Annotated in this window: 13 protein-coding genes and 1 pseudogene; 11 read left to right on the forward strand and 3 right to left on the reverse strand. The window is 67.1% G+C overall.

The window, feature by feature from the left end; all coding sequences use genetic code 11:
• The 6 genes and pseudogenes from xdhA to AC3WJR_RS14050 all read left to right on the forward strand — a co-directional run.
• Nucleotides 1-1,407, forward strand: coding sequence for a xanthine dehydrogenase small subunit (gene xdhA, locus AC3WJR_RS14025; RefSeq protein WP_492725583.1), 1,407 nt, complete (start codon nt 1-3; stop codon nt 1,405-1,407).
• Complete coding sequence (gene xdhB, locus AC3WJR_RS14030) at nt 1,400-3,730, forward strand: xanthine dehydrogenase molybdopterin binding subunit (protein WP_492725584.1); 2,331 nt, start codon at nt 1,400-1,402, stop codon at nt 3,728-3,730. Before xdhA ends, xdhB begins: the two co-directional genes overlap by 8 nt.
• On the forward strand, nt 3,727-4,650 hold the full coding sequence (xdhC, locus tag AC3WJR_RS14035) for a xanthine dehydrogenase accessory protein XdhC (protein WP_492725585.1): 924 nt from the start codon (nt 3,727-3,729) through the stop codon (nt 4,648-4,650). The genes xdhB and xdhC overlap by 4 nt, the downstream gene beginning before the upstream one ends.
• Nucleotides 4,647-5,939 (forward strand): guanine deaminase, encoded by a 1,293-nt coding sequence (gene guaD, locus AC3WJR_RS14040; protein WP_492725586.1) that lies wholly within the window; start codon nt 4,647-4,649, stop codon nt 5,937-5,939. The genes xdhC and guaD overlap by 4 nt, the downstream gene beginning before the upstream one ends.
• Before the next feature lie 88 nt (nt 5,940-6,027).
• Nucleotides 6,028-7,044 carry an adenosine deaminase gene (locus AC3WJR_RS14045; RefSeq protein WP_492725587.1) on the forward strand — a complete coding sequence of 339 codons (1,017 nt, stop codon included), beginning with the start codon at nt 6,028-6,030 and terminating at the stop codon, nt 7,042-7,044.
• A gap of 29 nt (nt 7,045-7,073) precedes the next feature.
• Nucleotides 7,074-8,141 (forward strand): annotated as a pseudogene (locus AC3WJR_RS14050) (nucleoside hydrolase); the annotation flags it as partial.
• A gap of 26 nt (nt 8,142-8,167) precedes the next feature.
• Here the strand turns inward: AC3WJR_RS14050 and AC3WJR_RS14055 are convergent.
• Nucleotides 8,168-8,698, reverse strand: a complete 531-nt coding sequence (locus tag AC3WJR_RS14055; protein ID WP_492725588.1) for a phosphoribosyltransferase — start codon at nt 8,696-8,698, stop codon at nt 8,168-8,170.
• Between the two features lie 91 nt (nt 8,699-8,789).
• Nucleotides 8,790-9,746 carry a LysR family transcriptional regulator gene (locus AC3WJR_RS14060; RefSeq protein WP_492725589.1) on the reverse strand — a complete coding sequence of 319 codons (957 nt, stop codon included), beginning with the start codon at nt 9,744-9,746 and terminating at the stop codon, nt 8,790-8,792.
• Between the two features lie 444 nt (nt 9,747-10,190).
• Between AC3WJR_RS14060 and AC3WJR_RS14065 the strand changes: the two genes are divergently transcribed.
• The 4 genes from AC3WJR_RS14065 to AC3WJR_RS14080 all read left to right on the forward strand — a co-directional run bounded on the left by AC3WJR_RS14065 (nt 10,191) and on the right by AC3WJR_RS14080 (nt 16,602).
• The gene (locus AC3WJR_RS14065; protein ID WP_492725590.1) at nt 10,191-12,674 is read left to right on the forward strand and encodes a TonB-dependent siderophore receptor; all 2,484 of its coding nucleotides are present in this window, start codon (nt 10,191-10,193) and stop codon (nt 12,672-12,674) included.
• A gap of 91 nt (nt 12,675-12,765) precedes the next feature.
• A complete protein-coding gene (locus tag AC3WJR_RS14070) occupies nt 12,766-13,875 on the forward strand; it encodes a purine nucleoside permease (RefSeq protein WP_492725591.1) in 1,110 nt (369 codons plus the stop codon).
• Nucleotides 13,876-13,885: 10 nt separating this feature from the next.
• Nucleotides 13,886-15,247 (forward strand): 8-oxoguanine deaminase, encoded by a 1,362-nt coding sequence (locus AC3WJR_RS14075; protein ID WP_492725592.1) that lies wholly within the window; start codon nt 13,886-13,888, stop codon nt 15,245-15,247.
• The gene (locus AC3WJR_RS14080) at nt 15,247-16,602 is read left to right on the forward strand and encodes a uracil-xanthine permease family protein (RefSeq protein WP_492725593.1); all 1,356 of its coding nucleotides are present in this window, start codon (nt 15,247-15,249) and stop codon (nt 16,600-16,602) included. The genes AC3WJR_RS14075 and AC3WJR_RS14080 overlap by 1 nt, the downstream gene beginning before the upstream one ends.
• On the opposite strand, the gene AC3WJR_RS14085 is transcribed toward AC3WJR_RS14080, so the two are convergent.
• Nucleotides 16,599-18,128, reverse strand: a complete 1,530-nt coding sequence (locus AC3WJR_RS14085; RefSeq protein WP_492725594.1) for an adenosine deaminase family protein — start codon at nt 18,126-18,128, stop codon at nt 16,599-16,601. The two genes, AC3WJR_RS14080 and AC3WJR_RS14085, sit on opposite strands and share 4 nt — an antisense overlap.
• A 218-nt stretch (nt 18,129-18,346) precedes the next feature.
• On the opposite strand from AC3WJR_RS14085, the gene AC3WJR_RS14090 reads away from it, so the two are divergent.
• Nucleotides 18,347-20,776 carry a DUF1592 domain-containing protein gene (locus AC3WJR_RS14090; RefSeq protein WP_492725595.1) on the forward strand — a complete coding sequence of 810 codons (2,430 nt, stop codon included), beginning with the start codon at nt 18,347-18,349 and terminating at the stop codon, nt 20,774-20,776.
• Nucleotides 20,777-20,778 lie beyond the last annotated feature (2 nt).

Genomic DNA, 20,778 nt, shown 5'->3' on the forward strand with positions numbered 1-20,778 from the left:
ATGGACGTGCGCTTCCTCCTCGATGGCGAAACCGTCGCGCTGACGGGCGTCGACCCGACCGCCACCTTGCTCGATCACCTGCGCTACACCGCGCGCCGCACCGGCACCAAGCAAGGCTGTGCCGAGGGCGATTGCGGCGCGTGCACCGTGCTGGTCGGCGAACCCGATGCGGCGGGGACGGCGCTGTCCTGGCGCGCGGTGAACGCCTGCATCCAGTTCCTGCCGATGCTCGACGGCAAGGCGTTGCTGACGGTCGAAAGCCTCGCCGACGCAGACGGTGCGCTGACGCCGATCCAGACGTGCATGGCCGAGAACGGCAGCGCGCAATGCGGCTTCTGCACGCCGGGGTTCGTCATGTCGCTCTACGCGCGCTGCATCGGCGCGGCGGGATCGACACTGCCCGTCGCGGACGTTCTGTCGGGCAATCTGTGTCGCTGCACCGGCTACGGCCCGATCCTCGCTGCGGGCGAAGCGGCCTCACCGGTGACACGCGACGATGCCGCGTTGCTTGCGCAGCTCCACGCGCTCGGCGACGCGGGCGCCGACGCCCCGTGCACCCCCGAAGCGCTGGCGGATCTGCTCGTGGAGCATCCCGATGCGTGCCTCGTCGCAGGCGCGACCGATGTCGGCCTGTGGGTAACCAAGCAGTTGCGCGAGATCAGCAACCCGATCTTCATCGGCGACATCCCCGCCTTGCGCCAGATCGACGAGAACGCGAACGGCATCCGGCTCGGCGCGGCGGTGCGCTATGCCGAGGCACATGCGGCGTTCTCGCGGCTCCACCCCGATCTGGGCGAACTGACGCGGCGCTTTGCCGGATTGCAGGTGCGCAACGCCGCGACGATCGGCGGCAACATCGCCAATGGCTCGCCGATCGGCGACGGTCCCCCGGCGTTCATTGCGCTCGCCGCAGAGCTGACGCTGCGCAGCAAGGCGGGCCGCCGCACGATCCCGATTGAGGACTATTTCATCGCCTATCGCGAACAGGATTTGCGGCCGGGCGAGTTCGTCGAGAGCCTGTGGCTTCCGCGCCCGGGTCCCGACGATCTGGTGCATATCTCGAAGCTCACCCGTCGCTTCGACAGCGACATTTCGGCGGTGTGTGGGGCTTTCAAGCTGACGCTCCGCGAGGGGCGCATCACGGAGGCGCGCGTCGCCTTTGGCGGCATGGCCGCGACGCCGAAGCGCGCAGCGGCATGCGAAGCCGCACTGACGGGCGCGGACTTCACGCGCGCGACGATCGAGCGCGCGGCGGATGCGCTGCGCAGCAACTTCACCCCGCTCGACGACGTCCGCGGGTCGAGCGCGTATCGGCTCGAAGCGGCGGGCAATCTGCTCCGCCGATTGTGGCACAAGGCGCACGGGGAGACCGTTTCGGTGCTCGATCTGGAGACGATCGATGGCTGAGCGCGACCTTGCCCAGCCCGTCCGCGCGCCAACCCGCGACACGCGCGCGCCGCCGCACGACAGCGCGCGACTGCATGTCAGCGGGGCGGCGAGCTATGCCGACGACGGGACCGAGCCGCCGGGAATGCTCCACCTCGCCTTCGGGCAGAGCACGCAGGCGCATGCCGCGATCGTAGGCATCGACCTGGCGGCAGTGCGTGCCGCACCCGGCGTCGTCGCGGTATACACCGCCGCGGACATTCCCGGCGCGAACGACGTCAGCCCGGTCGCACACGACGACCGGCTGCTTGCCGATGGCGAAGTGCTGTGCGTCGGGCAGGCGGTTTTCCTCGTCGCCGCGACCAGCCGGACCGCGGCGCGCAAGGCCGCGCGGCTCGGACGGATCGATTACGAACCGCGCCCCGCGCTGCTGACGATCACGGATGCCCGCGCGGCGGAGTCGCTGATCGAGCCGACTCAGCGGATGGCGCGCGGCGATGCGGCGGCGGCGCTGGCGACCGCGCCGCATACGCTGTCGGGCGGGTTCGATCTTGGCGGACAGGATCATTTCTACCTCGAGGGGCAAGTCGCGGTCGCGACACCCGGCGAGGACGGCCAGATCCATCTGCTGAGCTCGACCCAGCATCCGAGCGAAGTCCAGCATCTCGTCGCGCATATGCTCGGGCTCAGTTCCGCCGATGTCACGGTCGAGGTGCGCCGGATGGGCGGCGCGTTCGGCGGCAAGGAGACGCAGGCGGCGCTGTTCGCCGCCGCCGCCGCCTTGGTCTCGGCGAAGACCGGGCGGCCCGCCAAATTCTGCTGCGACCGCGACGACGACATGGCGATGACCGGCAAGCGCCACGATTTCCGGATCGACTATGCCGTCGGCTTCGATGGCGAGGGGCATATCCTCGCGCTGCAATTGCGGCTTGCCTCGCGCTGTGGCGCGACGGTCGATCTCTCCCCCGCGATCAACGACCGCGCGATGTTCCATGCCGACAATTGCTACTGGCTGCCCGCGGTCGAGATCGTGTCCGAACGGCTCAAGACGCACACCGTCTCGGCGACGGCGTTCCGCGGTTTCGGCGGGCCGCAGGGGATGATCGCGATCGAGCGCGTGCTGGATGCGGTCGCGCTCGCGCTCGGTCGCGATCCGCTCGCTGTGCGGATCGCCAATCTCTACGGTCCGGGCCGCGACGTCACGCCCTACGGCATGACCGTCGCCGACAATATCGCGCCCGAACTGATCGCACGGCTGCGGCAGACGGCGCGCTACGACATGCGGCGCGCGGGCGTCGATGCGTTCAACGCGGCGAACACCGTGCTCAAGAAGGGGATCGCGCTGACCCCCGTCAAGTTCGGGATCAGCTTCACCAGCACGCATCTCAACCAGGCGGGCGCGCTGGTGCTGGTCTATGCCGATGGCAGCATCCAGATCAATCACGGCGGCACCGAGATGGGCCAGGGCCTCTACGTCAAGGTCGCACAGATCGTCGCGGACGTGTTCGCGGTGCCGCTGGCGCAAGTCCGGATCACCGCGACACGGACCGACAAGGTGCCAAACACTTCGGCGACGGCGGCGTCGTCGGGGGCCGATCTCAACGGCATGGCAGCGTACCATGCCGCGATGACGATCCGTGACCGGCTCACCGCCTTTCTTGCGCGGAGCTGCGGCTGCGACGCGGCGGCGGTCGCGTTCACGCCCGACGGCGTCGTCGCGGGCGGCGAGCGGATCAGCTTCGGCCAAGCGTGCCGCAAGGCGCATATCGGGCGGATCTCGCTCGCGGCGACCGGTTATTACGCCACCCCCGACATCGCCTATGATCGCGCGGCGCATCACGGACGGCCCTTTTATTACTTCGCTTATGGCGCGGCGGTGGCGGAGGTCGCGATCGACACGCTGACCGGCGAGCATAAGGTGCTGGCGGTCGATATCCTTCACGATGTCGGGCGTTCGCTCAATCCCGCGATCGATCTCGGGCAGATCGAGGGCGGTTTCCTGCAGGGCCAAGGCTGGCTGACAACCGAGCAGCTGGTGTTCGACGACGCCGGACGGCTGCTCACCCATTCGCCGGCGACCTACAAGATCCCGACCGCGTCGGACCGCCCGCGCCGTTTTGCGATTGACCTGTGGGACGGCGAGAATGTCGAACCGACGATCCATCGATCGAAGGCAGTCGGCGAGCCGCCGTTCATGCTCGCGATCTCGGTGTTTTCCGCGCTGACCGCAGCGGTTGCCGCGACCGCGCCCGATCGACGGACGCTTCCGCCGCTCGACGCTCCCGCCACGCCCGAGGCGATCCTGCGCGCGATCGCGGGCCATGTGGCGGCTGGGCCGGCATGACCGCATGGCTCGGCTGGTTGCGCGACATTGACCGCTGCGACCCCGCCGCATTGGTGTCGGTGCTCGCGACCGAAGGCTCCGCGCCGCGCGGGGCGGGGACGCGGATGCTCGTGACCGCGGACGGCCTAAGCGGGACGATCGGCGGCGGGCAGCTCGAATTTCGCGCGATCGAGCAGTCGCGCGCACTGCTGGCGCTGCCCCCCGGGAGCTGGCGGATTCAGGATTATCCGCTCGGACCGTTGCTCGGCCAATGCTGTGGCGGGCGGGTTCGCCTGCTGATCGAACATGTCGATCCCGCGCGGCTGGCGTGGATCGCAGACGCGGGGGAACGGTGCGTGCTGGTCTCGACGCTGCTGCCCGACCGGATCGAACGCCATGTCAGCGCAGCCGCTGTGCCGATGGCCCTCTCCGCGCGCGGCGACCGGCCCCGCGCGGGGACCGACCTGGTCGAGACGATCGGACACTATCGCCGTCCGCTCTATCTGTTCGGGGCGGGGCATGTCGGTCAGGCGATCGCGCGACACGGCACATCCCTGCCCTTCCGGCTCGCCTGGTTCGACTCACGCCCGGTGTTCGATTCGATCGACGGGGTTGCGGTCGTGCCCGAGGGCGCGATCGAGCAGTGCGTCGCTGAGGCCCCCGACGATGCCGCGATGCTGATCCTGACGCACGACCATGCGCTCGATTACCGGCTGACGCGGGCGGCGCTTGCGCGCGAACGGATCGCTTTCGTGGGATTGATCGGGTCGGCGACAAAGAAGGCGCGCTTTTGCACGCGGCTGTCCGACGACGGGATCGGGGCGGAGGCGCTCGCACGGCTCACCTCGCCGATCGGGATCGCCGGGGTGACGGGCAAGGAACCCGACGTCATCGCAATCGCGGCGCTCGCGCAGTTGCTCCAGTTGCGGGAAACGGCATGACGCTCCTCGGCTTTCGCAGCGCGCTGCTGTCGGTCCCGCACGATCCGCGCGACCACCCCGATGCGGTCCGCCACGAGCCGGACGGATTGCTGGTGGTCGAGGACGGCATCGTCGTCGCGCGCGGCGACCACGCCGATATAGCACCGCGCTTCCCCGGTCTCACGATCGCGGCGTTGCCCGGCCTGATCGTCCCGGGCTTCGTCGACGCGCATATCCATTATCCGCAAATGGACCGGATCGCGTCGCACGGCGCGCAACTGCTCGACTGGCTCGACCGGCATATCTTCCCCGCCGAAATGGCGTTCGCCGACCGTGCCCATGCGGACGGCGTCGCGGCGGCGTTCCTTAGCGAGCTGCTCCGCAACGGCACCACCAGCGCGCTGGTGTTCGCGACGGTGCATCCGCAGTCGGTCGATGCGCTGTTCGAGGCGGCGGCGCTGCGCAACATGCGGATCATCGCCGGCAAGGTGCTGATGGACCAGGGGCCGGCGGGGCTTGCCGATACCGTGGACACGGGGCGCGCCGATAGCGCGGCGCTGATCCGCCGCTGGCACGGCCATGGACGGCTCGGTTATGCCGTGACACCGCGGTTCGCGCTCACCTCGTCCGATGCGCAGTTGCACGACACCGGCACGCTGCTGGCGGCGCATCCGGGGGTGTTGCTCCATACGCATCTCGCGGAAAATCTGGGGGAATGCGCCGCCGTCGCCGCGCGGTTTCCCGACGCGGCGGATTATCTCGATGTCTATGACCGGTTCGGGTTGGTCGGCCCGCGCTCGGTCTTCGCGCACGGCGTGCATCTGTCCGATCGTGCGTGCGCGCGGTTGCATGACAGCGGCGCGGGGGTTGCGGTCTGCCCAAGCTCCAACCTGTTCCTCGGGTCGGGCTTCTTCGATTTCGGACAGGCCGATCGCCACGCGCTCCGCCTCGGCCTCGGCACCGATGTCGGGGCAGGAACGTCCTTCTCGATGCTGTCGACCGCGGGGCTAGCGTATCAGGCGGCGCTCGCGCGCGGCGATCCGCTCGATCCGTTCCGCGCGCTGTATCTAGCCACCGCGGGAAGCGCGGAGCTGCTGCATATCGGCGACCGTGTCGGCAGCCTGGAACCCGGGCAGGAGGCCGATTTCGTCGTGCTCGATCCCGCCGCGACACCGCTGCTAACGCGGCGAACGCGCGGCGCGACGCTGGCGGAACAGCTGTTCGCGTTGCAGATCCTCGGTGACGATCGCGCGATCCGGCGCACCTATGTGATGGGCCTATGCGTTTGGGACAGGGATGCCCCGGCATGACGCGCGAAACGTACCCGTGCGAAAATTGCATGACCCCGTCGTGTTCATTGCGTTTGATGGTGCGACGCAGCATCCCTAGATTATGCGCATGACCGATCTCGACTCCTTCATCGCCGGCTTGCCCAAGGCCGAACTCCATCTGCACATCGAGGGCAGCCTGGAGCCCGAACAGATGTTCGCCTTTGCGCAGCGCAACGGGGTCGCGATCCCTTATGCCTCGGTCGACGAAGTCCGCGCGGCCTATGCCTTCGGGAATCTGCAGGACTTCCTCGACATCTATTATGCCGGCGCCGACGTGTTGCGGACGCAAGACGACTTCCACGATCTCGCCACCGCCTATTTCGACCGCGCGGCGGCGGACGGGGTGGTCCATGCCGAAATCATGTTCGATCCGCAGACACATACCGATCGCGGCGTGCCGTTCGGCGTGGTGATCGAAGGGCTGTTGTCCGCGATGGCGGCGGCAGAGGAGCGTCATGGGCTGACCAGCGCGCTGATCCTCAGCTTCCTGCGCCACCTGAGCGAAGACGCCGCGTTCGAGACGCTCGCCGCAGCCGAGCCGTGGCTCGACCGGATCGCCGCGGTCGGGCTCGATTCGTCCGAACTCGGCCATCCCCCGGAAAAGTTCGCGCGCGTGTTCGCCGCCGCGGCGGCCAAGGGACTGAAGCTGGTCGCGCACGCCGGCGAAGAAGGCCCGCCCGACTATGTCTGGCAGGCGCTCGACACGCTAAAGGTCGACCGGATCGACCACGGTAATCGTGCGCTCGAGGATGAGGCGCTGGTCGCCCGGCTGGCGCGCGACGCGATGACGTTGACGGTGTGCCCGCTGTCCAACCTCAAGCTGTGCGTGGTCGGCGATCTGGCGGAGCATCCGCTCGACCGGATGCTCGCTTTGGGGTTGCGCGCTACGATCAATTCGGACGATCCCGCTTATTTCGGCGGCTATATCGGCGACAATTACCGCGCGGTCACTGCCGGGCGCGGGCTCGATCGCGCCGCACTCGTCACGCTGGCGCGCAACAGCTTCACCGGCTCGTTTCTCCCCGACACTGCGGTTGCCGCCAATCTCGACCGACTCGACCGCTACGTCGCGGCGCACGCGTGAGCGGCGCGCGGCGGTTCCTCGCAATCCTGATGGGAATCGTCGCGCTGACCGCGTCGGCGGCGACAGCGGCACCGCCGGAGCGGCGCAAGATCATCATCGACGACGAAGGCTTCGCGTTGATGCACGTGATGCTGCTTCAGGCACCCGACGTCGAAGTGCTCGGGCTGACGACGGTGTCGGGCAACGTCTGGGTCAACCGCGCGACTGCACAGGCGCTGCGCGGTCTCGAGATTCTGGGGCGCGAGGACGTGCCCGTCGCGGCAGGGGCGACCTATCCGCTGGTCAATAGCGAGCGCCAGACCGAACGCTGGGAAGCGCTCTACGGCAAGCTGACGTGGAAGGGCGCGTGGATGAAGCAATGGGTCGAGCCGACCCAGCAAAGCACCCCGCCCTATCATGGCCCCGACGATCCGGTCGATTTGCCCGACGGCAACCCGCATACCAAAGCCTCACCCGAGATCGCCGCCAACTTCCTGATCCGGATGGTGCATCGCTATCCCGGGCAGATCACGATTATGGCGACTGGGCCGATGACCAACCTCGCGCTCGCGCAGCGGCTCGATCCGAGCTTCGCGGGACTGGCCAAGGAGCTGGTCTATATGGGCGGCAGCTTCAATCCGCGGCAGATGCTCGACACGGTTTCGTCTGCGCAATTCGCACGCGAGTTCGTCAACACCCCGCGCCGCGAATTCAACATCCGCTTCGACCCCGAGGCCGCGAGCATCATGTCGCGCAGCCCGTGGCGCAAGATCACGGTGGTTCCGGTCGACCCATCCGCCGCGACCGAACTCACGCAGGATCTGCTCGACCGGCTCAAGCGCGCCGCAACCCCCGCGCTCGCCGCGTTCATCGCGACGATCGAGCCGGGCTTTCCGCTATGGGACGAGATCGCCGCCGGGGTGTGGCTTGATCCGAGCCTCGTGACCGAGCGTGAGACGCTGTTTGTCGATTACGACACGCAGTTCGGGGCGGGCTATGGCGACCAGCTGTCGTGGCGTGCGGGCTATCAGCCTGGCCTCGGCGAGCAGTCCGCCGAGGTTGTCCGCCGGATCGACCCGGCACGGCTGGAGGCACTGATGCTGCGGCTGATCGCCAACCGGCCGACCGGTGCGCGCCGCGCCGATCAGGCGAAGCGTTCGGGCACCGACAGGGATTCCTCGACGATCGTCTCGTCCATCCCGACCGCTTCCCACGGGAAGACGAACCAACGCTTGTCGTCGGTACGGTCGATCCGTTCGGCGCGGTAGTCGACCTGTACTTTCGAGCGGATGTTGTCGAGCAACACCGCAAAGCGCACCTTGCCGGTGTCGCAGCCATTCTCGACCAACAGACGCCGGATATCCGCGATCGTCCCGCCGCTGTCGTTGATATCGTCGACGAACAGCAACCGCACCCCGTCAGCGCTTTTCGCGGCGACCTTGCCGAGCAATTCGTCGGCGAAGCCCGGCACCTTGGACGAATGGTCGATCGACAGCATGTGGACGTTGAGCGCGTGCGACAGATAGACCGCGGGGACGAGACCGCCGCGACCGATGCCGATGACGAAATCGGGCATCCATCCCCCCTCGCGTACCGCCTGTGCGACTGCCTGTGTATCGGCGACGAACGTGTCGTGCGGGATGTGATAGAGTTCGGGGCTGGCGGCGGTGCTCATAGCGCGGCGATCCATGTGGCGGCCCGGTGGGCGGCGGCGGGGAAAAGGCGGGGTATCCGGTCCGGCAGCATTGGGCAACCGGAACGGCGGATCATGTCTCCGCCTCCGGGACGGCAAGCCCCGCGGTGGGCGTGATCGCGGCGGGATAGCTCAGTTGCGCGAACCCGTGCTCGATCTCGGTCAGCACCAGCCCCGCGGCATGCGACGGCGTCCGCGCGGATGCGGTGCACAGCGCAAGCGTCATCGGGCGCAGGATCGGGTCCGAGATTCGCGTGAAAGACAACAGCCCGCGCTGGATCTCGGTGATGATGTCGAGCGACGTCAGAATTCCGATCCCGACGCCTTGCAGCACGAGCGAGGTGATCATCTGGATATTGTCGGACGTCACCTTCTTGTCGAGCGCCACGCCGAGCGTCCCTTCCAGCACCGCGATCTGCTGGCACACCGCAAGCGGTTCGGCGGGCACGATCAGCGCTGATCCGACGCACGCCGAGAACCGCGCCTCGCGCCGCGCGCCGAACGGATGGCCCGCAGGCGTGACGAACCCGAGCACGACATCGACGAACGCACGCACCGTGATGTCGCGGAAGGTCTGCGGTTCGAAGAAGATCCCGAAGTCGACCTTGCCGCTCGCGATCGCGAGCCGCACCGCATCGTTCTCCAACACCTTCACGCCGATCGAAATGCCGGGATAGCGGCTCTGGATCGACTGGATCATGCCGGGGATATAGCCCTTGGCCAGCGCGTCGATGATCGCGATGTCGACATGCCCGCGCTTCAATCCCTGCAGATCCTCGATCTGCGCGCGGACGTCGGCCATGTTCTTCTGCCACCGCCCCCCCGCCGCCATCATGATCTCGCCCGCGGCGGTCAGCCGCAGCCCGGTCGGCAGCCGCTCGAACAGCGGCATGCCGATATCGGCTTCGACGTTGAGGATCTGCCGATCGATCGCCGAGGCGGAGACGTTGAGTTCGTCCGCGGCCTTGCGGATCGACCCGAGCCGTCCGACGGCGATGAAATAACGCAGGAAACGGGAAAAGGCGGGCATACCACTCTAACTTTTGCAACGGTCCGTCGAATTCATTGCATTTGCTCACGGCACGTCAAGCGATTACCCAATGTGTAGCAAATTATCGCGCAGGCAGCAGCTTCAGAAAACCAAATAAACAGGTTTCGTCGCTGGCAATATTAAGTGTCTCAACGGGTATCTCGCTGGGCTTTCTAAGCTTGCCTTGCGTAGTTCTTGCTCCTTTCGGACATACACATCTTTGCACAAGACGCCCTGTTGCGTCTCGTTATTGTCACACCAGCTACATCCATTTCTACGATGGGCAGGATTACCAGTTTACAGAACAAACATTGTCGTTTTAGTTTGTGCAGCGCAGCATTACCGCGGCAAAGACCAGCGGATCGCAATAAAGTTTCGTCAGCCGAGGGGGGATCGTTCGGCTGGAGCATCATCAAGGGGGTCAACGTTGTGACGGATTTGAGCTTGGATAATATCGCTACACCCGTCGTCACGCGAAGCCGGCGGACGCGCCGCGCGCTGCTCGGGGCCACGATCCTGTGTTGCGCTGCGCTCGGCACGCCAGCAATCGCGCAGACCGCCGTCGCCGAGCCCGACGGCACCGACACCGGGCAGGACATTGTCGTCACCGGCAGCCTCAACGCGCTGCCCAACAAGGACGTCGGCTCGATCTTTGGGTTCAACAAGACGCTGGTCGAAACCCCGCGCTCGGCCTCGACGATCAGCAGCGAACAGATCGAACGCTTCGGCGTCACCGACATCTACGATCTCGTCGCGCAGGCGCCGGGCACGTTCACCAACTCGTTCTTCGGGGTCGGTGGTGCGCTCGATATCCGCGGCACACCGGGCGAAGTCTATTTCCGCGGCGTGCGCCGGCTCGACAACCCCGGCAACTACCCCACGCCGATCGCCGCCTCCGCGCGGATCGACATCGTGCGCGGGCCGGCCTCGCCGATCTACGGGCCGTCCAAGACCGGCGGCTATATGAACTTCGTGCCCAAATCCGCGCGCGTGAAGGGCGGCGCGTTGCTCGATCATGCCGAGGGCCAGGTCAGCTACACCGGCGGCAGCTGGGACTATAATGTCATCAAGGCCGAGCTGCGCGGGCCACTCCGCGTGGGGGGCACCGAATTCGGCTATAGCCTGTATGGCGAGATCGAGGATTCGGGCAGCTATTACCGCAACATGTCGACGCGCAACGTCGTGCTGCAGGCGGCCTTCGACAATCAGATCACCGACAGCCTGCGGGTCGAGTTCGGCGGCATGTACCAGAAATACGACGGCCAGCAGAACGGCGGCTGGAACCGCCTGACGCAGGATCTGGTCGACAATGGCACGTACATCACCGGAAGCGCGAAACCGCTCGACACCAATGGCGACGGGCAGATTTCCCCGGGCGAATTCACCAGCGTCGGCACCTTCTCACCATTTGGCGGCTTTTCGTGCGGCGGCAACGTGTTCGCCGCGTCGATCACCAATGCGTGCTTCAACAACCTGAAGGCTGCGAACGGCAATCCCGCGCTCAACAACTATCTCGCGCTGACCAACACCGGCACCGCGACGCTCAGCCGCAAGAACGTGCTGACCGGCCCCAATGATTTCCTGCGCAACAAGCAGACGACCGGCTATTTCGACATCATCTGGGATGGCGGCAACAGCCTGGAGATCAAGAACCAGTTCTTCTACGACAGCACCGACAACCGCAACAACAACGCCTACGGCTTTTCACAATTCCACGATTCCTACGCGATCGAGGACAAGATCGTCGCCGCAAAGACGTTCAAGACCGATTACGCGACCTTCGCGGTGCAGCTCTCGCCGTCGATCCGCTACACCAAGTTCGATCACGGCGATGACTTCAACTTCGAATATTTCCACCGGGTCGATCTGACCAAGGGCTATGATGCGCTTTCGGACCGGTTGCTCTCGAACGAGTGCAACTGCGAATATGCGAACAACATGAAGGGCCATTATACCGATTACGGTTTTGCGGGCCTGATCGATGCCGATTTCGCGTTCGGGCTGGATGTGATCCTGGGGGGCCGGTACGACCAGGTCGACGTGTCCTCCACCAACCGGATCGAGACGCTGGTTTCGCCCGCGGGCGTGCTGCCCTCGGGGTCGGGCAGCAAGGGTGGCTGGTCGTACAATGCGAGCGTCTCGTACAAGCTGCCGTTCGGGCTGATCCCTTACGGCACGATCTCGCGCCAGACGACGATCATCGCAGGCCAAGGCTCCGAAGTCGCGGCGGCGGATGCGGCGGGCGGCACCTTCCTGACGGCTTCCAAACTGTTCGAAGGCGGGATCAAGGGCCAGTGGCTCAACGGCAAGCTGTACGCCGCGCTGTCGGTCTACAAGCAGGAGCGCGTCGACCGGAACATCCAGTCCTCGACCGTCAACCAGTCGGTCGAGACGCAGGGGGTCGAGGCCGAGGCACGCTGGTCGGTCGACAAGCATCTGTTGCTCACTGCGGCCTATACGCGGACCAAGGTGTATAACCTGACCTTCCTCGATGCCGGGTCGACGTTCAGCTTCTTCGGGATCGAGGACCTCGTCAACGTGACCGATCCGACGCTGTTCCTCGGCGGACAGCCGGGCGGGCTGGTGCTGATCCCCGACAAGGAAGCGTCGCGTCGCCAGGGGATTCCGACCAATCTCGTCTCGGGCACCGCGACCTATGCGTTCGACAATGGCTTCGCGCTCAGCGGCAGCATCGTCCATGTCGACTCGGTCTTCTCGGGCCAGTCGCGCGTGGTCAAGCTTCCGGCGTACACGCTGGTCGATCTCGGCGTGTCCTATACGCATGACGACTGGCTGTTCCGCCTGGTCGTCAAGAACGCGACCGACGCGACCTACTTCCGCGCCAACTTCACCGAACTGTTCGGCAGCACGATCGTGCTCCCCGAAAAGCCCCGCAGCTTCCAGGCGGGCGTGACCTACAAGTTCTGATCCGCGCGCGGGCACCGGTTCGCCGGTGCCCGCGCAGCTGTTTCCCCCGGTATCTCTCTAAGCGTTGCCGACCGACGAAAGTCCGACCCCCATGCGTTTCCCGTTCCGTCTTCGGCTTGCAGCATTCCTCGCGCTGATCGGTGTGGCCAGCGTCCCGCTTCCCGCGCAACCGTCGAGACCCGCCACCACCGCGACGCTCTGCAAGCCCGGCGGGCCGTGCGCGAAGCCGCTGCCGGTGCGGATCGTCATCGTCACGCTGTTCGAGATCGGCGAAGACAGCGGCGACGTCGCGGGCGAGTTCCAATTGTGGAAGCAACGCCGTCATCTCGATGTCCGCATCCCCTTCCCGCAAGGATCGCACGACCTTTACTACAACCCCGACAGCCAGATCCTTGGCGTGGTGACGGGGGTCGGCAATATCCGCTCGGCCAACACGACGATGGCCCTCGGGCTCGATCCGCGCTTCGACTTGCGCCACGCCTATTTCCTCGTCGCCGGGATCGCGGGGATCGATCCGCACCACGCCTCAATCGGGTCGGCGGCATGGGCGCGCTTCCTCGTCGATGGCGATCTCGCGCACGAGATCGACGCGCGCGAAATCCCGAAGGACTGGAAGACCGGCTATTTCGCGCGCGGCAAGCAGGGCCCGAACGACCGCAGCCCGCCCAAACCAACGGGCGAAGTGTTCGAGATCAACCCGCGCCTGCGCGACTGGGCGTATCGCCTGACGCGCGACGTGGCGCTGCCCGATGACCTGCACATCGCCGCCGAACGCGCGCGCTATGTCGGTTTCCCGATGGCGCAGCGTCCGCCGTTCGTGCTGACCGGCGACAATCTCGCCGCGCTGACCTTCTGGCACGGCGCGCGGATGACCGACTGGGCGGGCGACTGGGTCGATTACTGGACGCAAGGCAAAGGCACGTTCGTCACCTCGGCAATGGAGGAGACCGGCACCTATCAGGCGATCCTCGGGCTCGACCGGATCGGGCGAGTCGACAAGGACCGCTTCATGGTACTGCGCGCGGGCAGCAACTACACGATGCCGCCCCCCGGCGTGGACGCGGCATCGTATCTGCTGCGCGAGAACGAAGGCTATGCCGGGCTCGAGGCATCGGTGGAATCGCTCTACCGGGTCGGCTCCAAGGTGGTCGACGAACTGTCCGCGCATTGGGACAAGTATGAAAAGACCGTCCCGCAATGATCGCGGCCCCGTGCGCCTGACCGTCATCGTCCATGCCGACATGCTGGTCTGCATGGACACGCCGCGCCGCGAGATCACCGACGGCGCAGTCGCGTTCCGGGGTGGCGAGATCGTCGCGGTCGGCTCGACCGCCGACCTCGCGCGGCTGATCGGAACCGCGGACGAGGTCGTCCAGGCGCGCGGGTGCGTGGTGACGCCGGGACTGGTCAACACGCATCATCACCTGTTCCAGTCGCTCACCCGCGCGGTGCCGGGCGCGATCGACGCGCCGTTGTTCGACTGGCTCAAGCGGCTCTACCCGATCTGGGCACGCTATCGCCCCGAGGACGTGTTCGCCGCGACGCAATTGGGGCTTGCCGAACTGGCGATGTCGGGCTGTACGCTCAGTACCGATCACCTCTATCTGTTCCCCGACGGCGTGACGCTCGACGATACGATTGCCGCGGCGGACGGCATCGGCATCCGCTTCCACCCGACCCGCGGCGCGATGAGCGTCGGGACCAGCGCGGGCGGCCTGCCCCCCGACAGCCTGGTCGAGGACGAGGACGCAATCCTCGCCGACACGATCCGCGTAATCGATCGCTTCCACGATCCCGCCCCCGGCGCGATGGTGCGCGTCGCCGTCGCGCCCTGTTCGCCCTTTTCGGTCAGCCAGGGACTGATGCGCGATTCCGCACTGCTCGCGCGCGACAAGCGGGTGATGCTCCATACGCATCTGGCGGAAGACGCGGACGACGTCGCCTTTTCGCTCGAACGCTTCGGCTGCCGCCCGGGTGCCTATGCCGAAAGCCTCGGCTGGACTGGGCCGGACGTCTGGCTCGCGCATTGCGTGCAACTGGATCAGGCCGAGATCGAGCTGTTCGCACGGACTCGCACCGGAGTCGCGCATTGCCCGTGCTCCAACTGCCGGCTCGGATCGGGGATCGCCCCCTTGCGGGCGATGGTCGCGGCCGGGGTTCCGGTCGGCCTCGGGGTCGACGGATCGGCGTCGAGCGACAGCGGCAACCTGCTGCAGGAGGCGCGACAGGCGATGCTCCTCCAGCGCGCGGTCGGTGGCGCTGCCGCGTTCGACCCGCGTGCCGCGCTGTTCCTCGCCACGCGCGGCGGGGCCGAGATGCTCGGGCGCGACGATTGCGGATCGCTCGAAGTCGGCAAGCGCGCCGATATCGCGGTGTGGGACATGGCAGACCTTTCCTCCACCGGGGCATGGGATCTGGTCGCGGGGCTGATCCTGTCTCCGCCATCGGGCGCACGCGACGTGTTCGTCGAAGGCCGCGCGGTGGTGCGCGACGGCGCGCTCGCGCGGGTCGATCGTGGCGACATCGTGCGCGCGGCGGAACGGTCGATCGCCCGCCTCAAGGAGCTTGTCTGATGCGCGGAGCGATGACCCCGGCGCAGGCGCGCGACCCCGATTATTTCCCCGGCTTCGCGGTCGCGATCCCGCTCGGTATTCAGCATGTGCTGGCGATGTTCGTCAGCAACATGACGCCCGCGATCATCGTCGCTGGCGCGGCGGGCTTTGGCTACGGACCGAAGGATCCGAGCGCCATGATCTATCTGATCCAGATGTCGATGCTGTTCGCAGGGGTCGCCACGCTGATCCAGACCGTCGGGGTCGGCCGCGCGGGCGCACGCCTGCCACTGGTGCAGGGGACGAGCTTCGCCTTTCTGCCGATCATGATCCCGATCGTCGCAGGCCAGGGCCCTGCCGCGATCGGGGCGCTGATGACCGCGGCGCTGTGCGGCGGGCTGGTCCATGCCGGGCTGAGCGCGTTCGTCGGCCGCATCCGCTTCGCGCTGCCACCGATCGTCACCGGGCTGGTCGTGCTGATGATCGGCATCTCGCTGATGCGGATCGGTGTGCAATATGCCGCCGGCGGCGTCGCCGCGCAGGGCAGCGCCGCGTATGGCGCGGGTAGTAGCTGGCTGCTGGCGGGCGTGGTCGTCGCGGTGACGCTGGGCCTGAGTTTCTACGGGCGCGGGATCTGGTCATCGGCGGCGGTGCTGATCGGGCTGGGCGCGGGGTACGGCGTTGCCGCCGCGCTGGGCAAGGTGTCGCTCGCGCCGATCGGCGCGGCGGGATGGGTGATGCTCCCCTCGCCGTTCCACTTCGGCTATGCGGTGTCGGCATCGGCGATCGCGGGGTTCGTGCTGATGGGGTTCATCTCCGCAATCGAATCGATCGGCGCGGTCTCGGCGATCTGTGAAGGCACCGCCAGACGCCCCGCCACCGACCGCGAGCTGATCGGCGCGACCTGCGCGGACGGGGTCGGCACCGCGATCGGCGCGGTGTTCGGCGCGATGCCCAACACCTCGTTCAGCCAGAATGTCGGGTTGATCGCGATCACCGGGGTGATGAGCCGCCACATCGTCACGATCGGTGCGGTGTTCCTGTTGCTGTGCGGACTCGCGCCCAAGATCGGCGCGGCGATCATCACGATCCCGATCGAAGTGCTCGGCGGCGGCGTGATCGTGATGTTCGGGATGGTCGCCTCGGCGGCGCTGGCGATCCTGTCCGATGTCGCCTGGACTCAGCGCAACATGCTGATCTTCGGCGTCGCGCTGTCGGTCGCGGTGGGGCTTCAGCTCGAACCCGCGACGGTCGCGCATTTGCCCGATACGCTGCGGATCCTGGCGACGTCGGGCGTGTTGCCCGCGGCGGTGATCGCGATCGTGCTCAATCTCCTGGTGCCCGCCGACCCGGTCGCACACCCCGCCACCGCCTAGCGCCGGACCGCCTCGAACGCCGCGAGATCGCGCTCAAGCTGCGCCTGCTTGGCGGCCTTGGGATTGGCGGCGAGGAACGTCGCGCAGCCAGGCGTGGTCAGCACGCCGCACACCGTGACACGCGCACCGCCCGCCCGGTCCGCCCACAGGCTCGCCCCCGGCAGGAAGCTGTAGTGCAGCCCGTCGCGCACAATCTGCTTGAGATCGGCGTAGCGCAGATGCTGTTCGGTGACAGCGCGGACATATTCGTTGGTCATGTCTGAGCGCGATACGCCCTCGTCATCGGTCGACAGCACCACCGGCACGCCAGCCTGACGGTACACCGACAGCGGATGATCGCGACCCTTGACGCCCAGGATCACCGCATTGCTCGTCAAATTGATCTCCACCGCAATCCGCTCGCGCGCCATGCGTGCCAGCAGCGCGGTCGCGTCGGTCTCATACGCCACGTCGATCCCGTGCCCGATCCGGCGCGCGCCAGCGACCGCGACCGCATCGCGGATGTGGAACGCGAGGTCGCGCGGCGGGACCAGCCCCATCGTCAGTTCGCCCGCGTGGAGCGACAGATTGACTTGCGGATGCCGTGCCTTGAGGAACGCGATCATCCGCATGTGCAGCGCATAGTCGCGGATCGCGATCGGATCATGCTCGGGCGCGGCGATGTTGATCCCGACGAAGCGCGGATCGGCCTCGGCGACCGCAAAGCCCAGCGCAAGCTGCGCGAACACCGCCGCCGGGGGCAAGGTGCGGATCGCGGTGTAGAGGTAGCGCGCCTCCACGCCGCAAGCGGGCGCGGGCGTCGCACTGCCGCAGCGGTCGATCTCCGCGGCCTTCGCCTCGATCGCATCATATTCGGCGCGCACCTTGGCCACCGCGTCGGGTAGCATCGGGGCCATCTGCGTCGCCATCGCCGCAAAGTCCGTGGCGTCGGCAACCTTCGCGAGCGCCGCCACGGCGGTGGCGGACACGGGCGATCCCGAGCCGAGTTCGAGATAGGCCACGTGATCGGCGGCGGCCTGTTCGCGAGTCAAGGCAAGCGATGCGCCGCCATTGCCGCGCGCAGCGCCCGAAAAGGCGTCGAACGTCGCGAAGAAGCGGTCGTAGCCCGAGACCTTGGGGTCGCCGACGCCGGTTTCGAACCCACGCGTCGAGAACGCGTCGATCGCGCGGCTGTAGCGCGCATAATCGCGCTCCAGCCCCGCGGCGGGCACGCGGTTGGGCGCATCGCACGGCGGATCGACGACGCGCCAGCTATCGGTCGCGATGCACAGCCCGCTCACCGCCGCCCAGCGGAGGAAATCCTCGGCGTAGATCGACCCGCCATTGTGGTTGTGGAGGTCGCCGCCCTTGGGCAGCGTCGCGAGGAAAATCCGCAACCGCGGCGGACTGTCCGCGATCTTGTCGAGATAGGCGGCGGTGCGCGCAGCATCCGATGGCGGCGGTGCGCCCTTGGCCGACGCCGACGGCGCGCCCGCGGCGATGCCGACCGCGCACGCGGCGACCGCGACCAGAACCGACCTGTGCATTCATTTACCCCCCCGGCCGCGCATCGACCCGGCGGTTCTGGCCAGCGCATCCCCCCAGTTCAATGAGCATATTGCGCACGAGACGTTGCGCAAATGAGGGCTGCACGAGCGGCAGATGGCGGATGGGGCTCGCTCATTTTGCGGGCTGCGTGTCGCGTTAACGGCAATGGACGCGACCCCGGCACCCGGATAGCCCGCTTCGGGACAGGGGTGCGGTGATGAGCGTACGGCGGCGTCCAACTCTCGGCGGCAGTGTGTTTGTGGCAAGCGTCGTGCTCGCCGCCACCGCGGTGTTCGCGCATTCGGCCCCGGCCCCACAGACGATCACGCCTGCAGCCCCCGCGATGGCCGATGGTGCGCCCGCGCTGTTCGCCAACCATTGCGCCAGTTGCCACAACGATATCGACCAGATCGCGCAGCTTTCGCTCGACGACCTGCGCAGCGCCGATCTCGGCAATGGCGATCACGGCGATGCGTGGGAAAAGATCCTCCGCCGAGTCCGCATCGGCGAGATGCCGCCCTCGACCAAACCGCAGCCCGATCCCGTCTCGCGTGCGGCGTTCGTCGCATGGCTCGAAGGGTCGCTCGATGCCTATGCCGCGGCGCATCCCGATCCGGGGCGCGCGACGATCCGGCGGATCAACCGGGTCGAATATGCCAATGCGGTGCGCGACCTGCTCGCGCTCGACGTCGACGTCACGCGCGAACTGCCGCAGGACAATTCAGGCTACGGCTTCGACAATATCGCCGATGTGCTGAGCGTGTCGCCGACGCTGATGGATCGTTATGTCGCGGTCGCGGGCAAGGTCGGGCGGGTGGCGACCGGGCTGACGTCGAAGCGCAGCTTCGTCACCACGGTCGAGCTGCCCAAGGACGGATCGATCGCGAACGGCGGCCGCCCGGCGTATAACGAACGCGCGAGCGACGCGCTGCCGCTCGGGTCGCGCGGCGGCGGAACGGTCGACTATTTCGCGCGCTACGACGCGACCTACGAGATCAGCGGCTGGCTCAACGCCAATACCAACAACGAAACCGACCATCTGAACGAGGACAAGGTCAGCGTCCGCGTGGCGCTCTGCGCGGGCGCGCATGTCATCGGCCTGTCGTTCCGCCGCGCGATTGCGCCCGACGAGACCGTGCAGACGCTGCGCAACGATCTCGACAAGGTGCCGCTGCCGACCGATCCGCCGGTGATGCTGCCGCTCGACGTGTCGGTCGACGGCGTGCGGGTGCAGCAGATCGCGGTCCCGTCCTACCGGCTGTCGCCGCGCTATGCGCAACAGAATTACCCGCGCGACGTACTCCAGATCGACGTAGCGGGTCCGTTCGGCCCGACCGGCATCGCCACCACGCCAAGCCGGAAGCGGATCTTCACCTGCACCCCCACCCGCGCCGCCGCCGAATTGCCGTGCGCGCGGCGGATCATCACCGCGCTCGCGCGCCGCGCGTATCGGCGTTCGGTTGGTGACGCCGATCTCGCCCCGTTGCTCCGGCTCTACGCCGCCGAGCGTGCCGGGTCCGATTTCGACCATGGCGTCGAGGCGATGGTCGAGGCGTTGCTCGTTTCGCCCAACTTCCTGTTCCTGGTCGAACACGACCCCCGGGACAGCACGCCCGGCAGCGTGCATCCGGTCAGCGACGTCGAGCTCGCGTCGCGCCTGTCGTTCTTCCTGTGGAGCAGCATTCCGGACGACACCCTGCTCTCGCTCGCCGAACGCGGTCGGCTGCACCAGCCCAAGGTGATCGAGGCACAGGTTGCGCGGATGCTCGACGATCCCCGCGCGGCGGCGCTGACCCGCAACTTTGCGGGGCAATGGCTGTACCTGCGCAATCTCGATCAGCAACGCCCCGACATCGCGGTCTACCCCAAGTTCGACACGCGGCTGCGCGCGGCGATGGCGCAGGAAACCGGCATGTTCTTCGATCATGTCGTGCGCACCAACCGCAGTGTGCTCGATTTCATCGCGGCGGATTACACCTTCCTCAACCAGCGGCTCGCCGAGCATTACGGGATCGGCGGGGTGCGCGGCACCGCGATGCGGCGGGTGGCGCTGGACCCGGCGGACCACCGCGGCGGGCTGCTCGGCCAGGCCAGCGTGCTGACCGTGACCTCCTATGGCAACCACACGTCGGTGGTGAAACGCGGCAAATGGATCCTCGAGAACCTGCTCGCCGCCGCCCCGCCGCCACCGCCGCCCGACGTCCCCGCGCTGATCGCGGTGCACGGCGGTCGCGCACTCAACGCGCGGCAGCAGCTCGAACTGCACCGTACCAACCCCGCCTGCGCCGCCTGCCACGTCAAGATGGACCCGCTCGGCTTCGCGCTAGAGAATTTCGATGCGGTCGGCGGCTACCGGATAACGGATGCGGGGCAGCCGATCGACGTTTCTGCCAGGATGCCCGACGGCACGACCTTCTCGGGTCTCGCGGGGCTCCAGCGAATCCTTCTCGACCGCAAGGACGAATTCACCAGCGCGTTCACCGAACGGCTGCTGACCTATGCGCTCGCCCGCGGGCTGACGCAGCGCGACATGCCCGCGGTGCGCAAAGTCGCCAAGCGCGCGGCGGCGGACGACTATCGTATCCGGACGATCGTCCAGGGCATCGTCGCGAGCGATCCGTTCCGCCTGCGCAAGACACCGTTATGAGG

This window comes from Sphingomonas sp. FW306-05-A, from assembly GCF_058782275.1.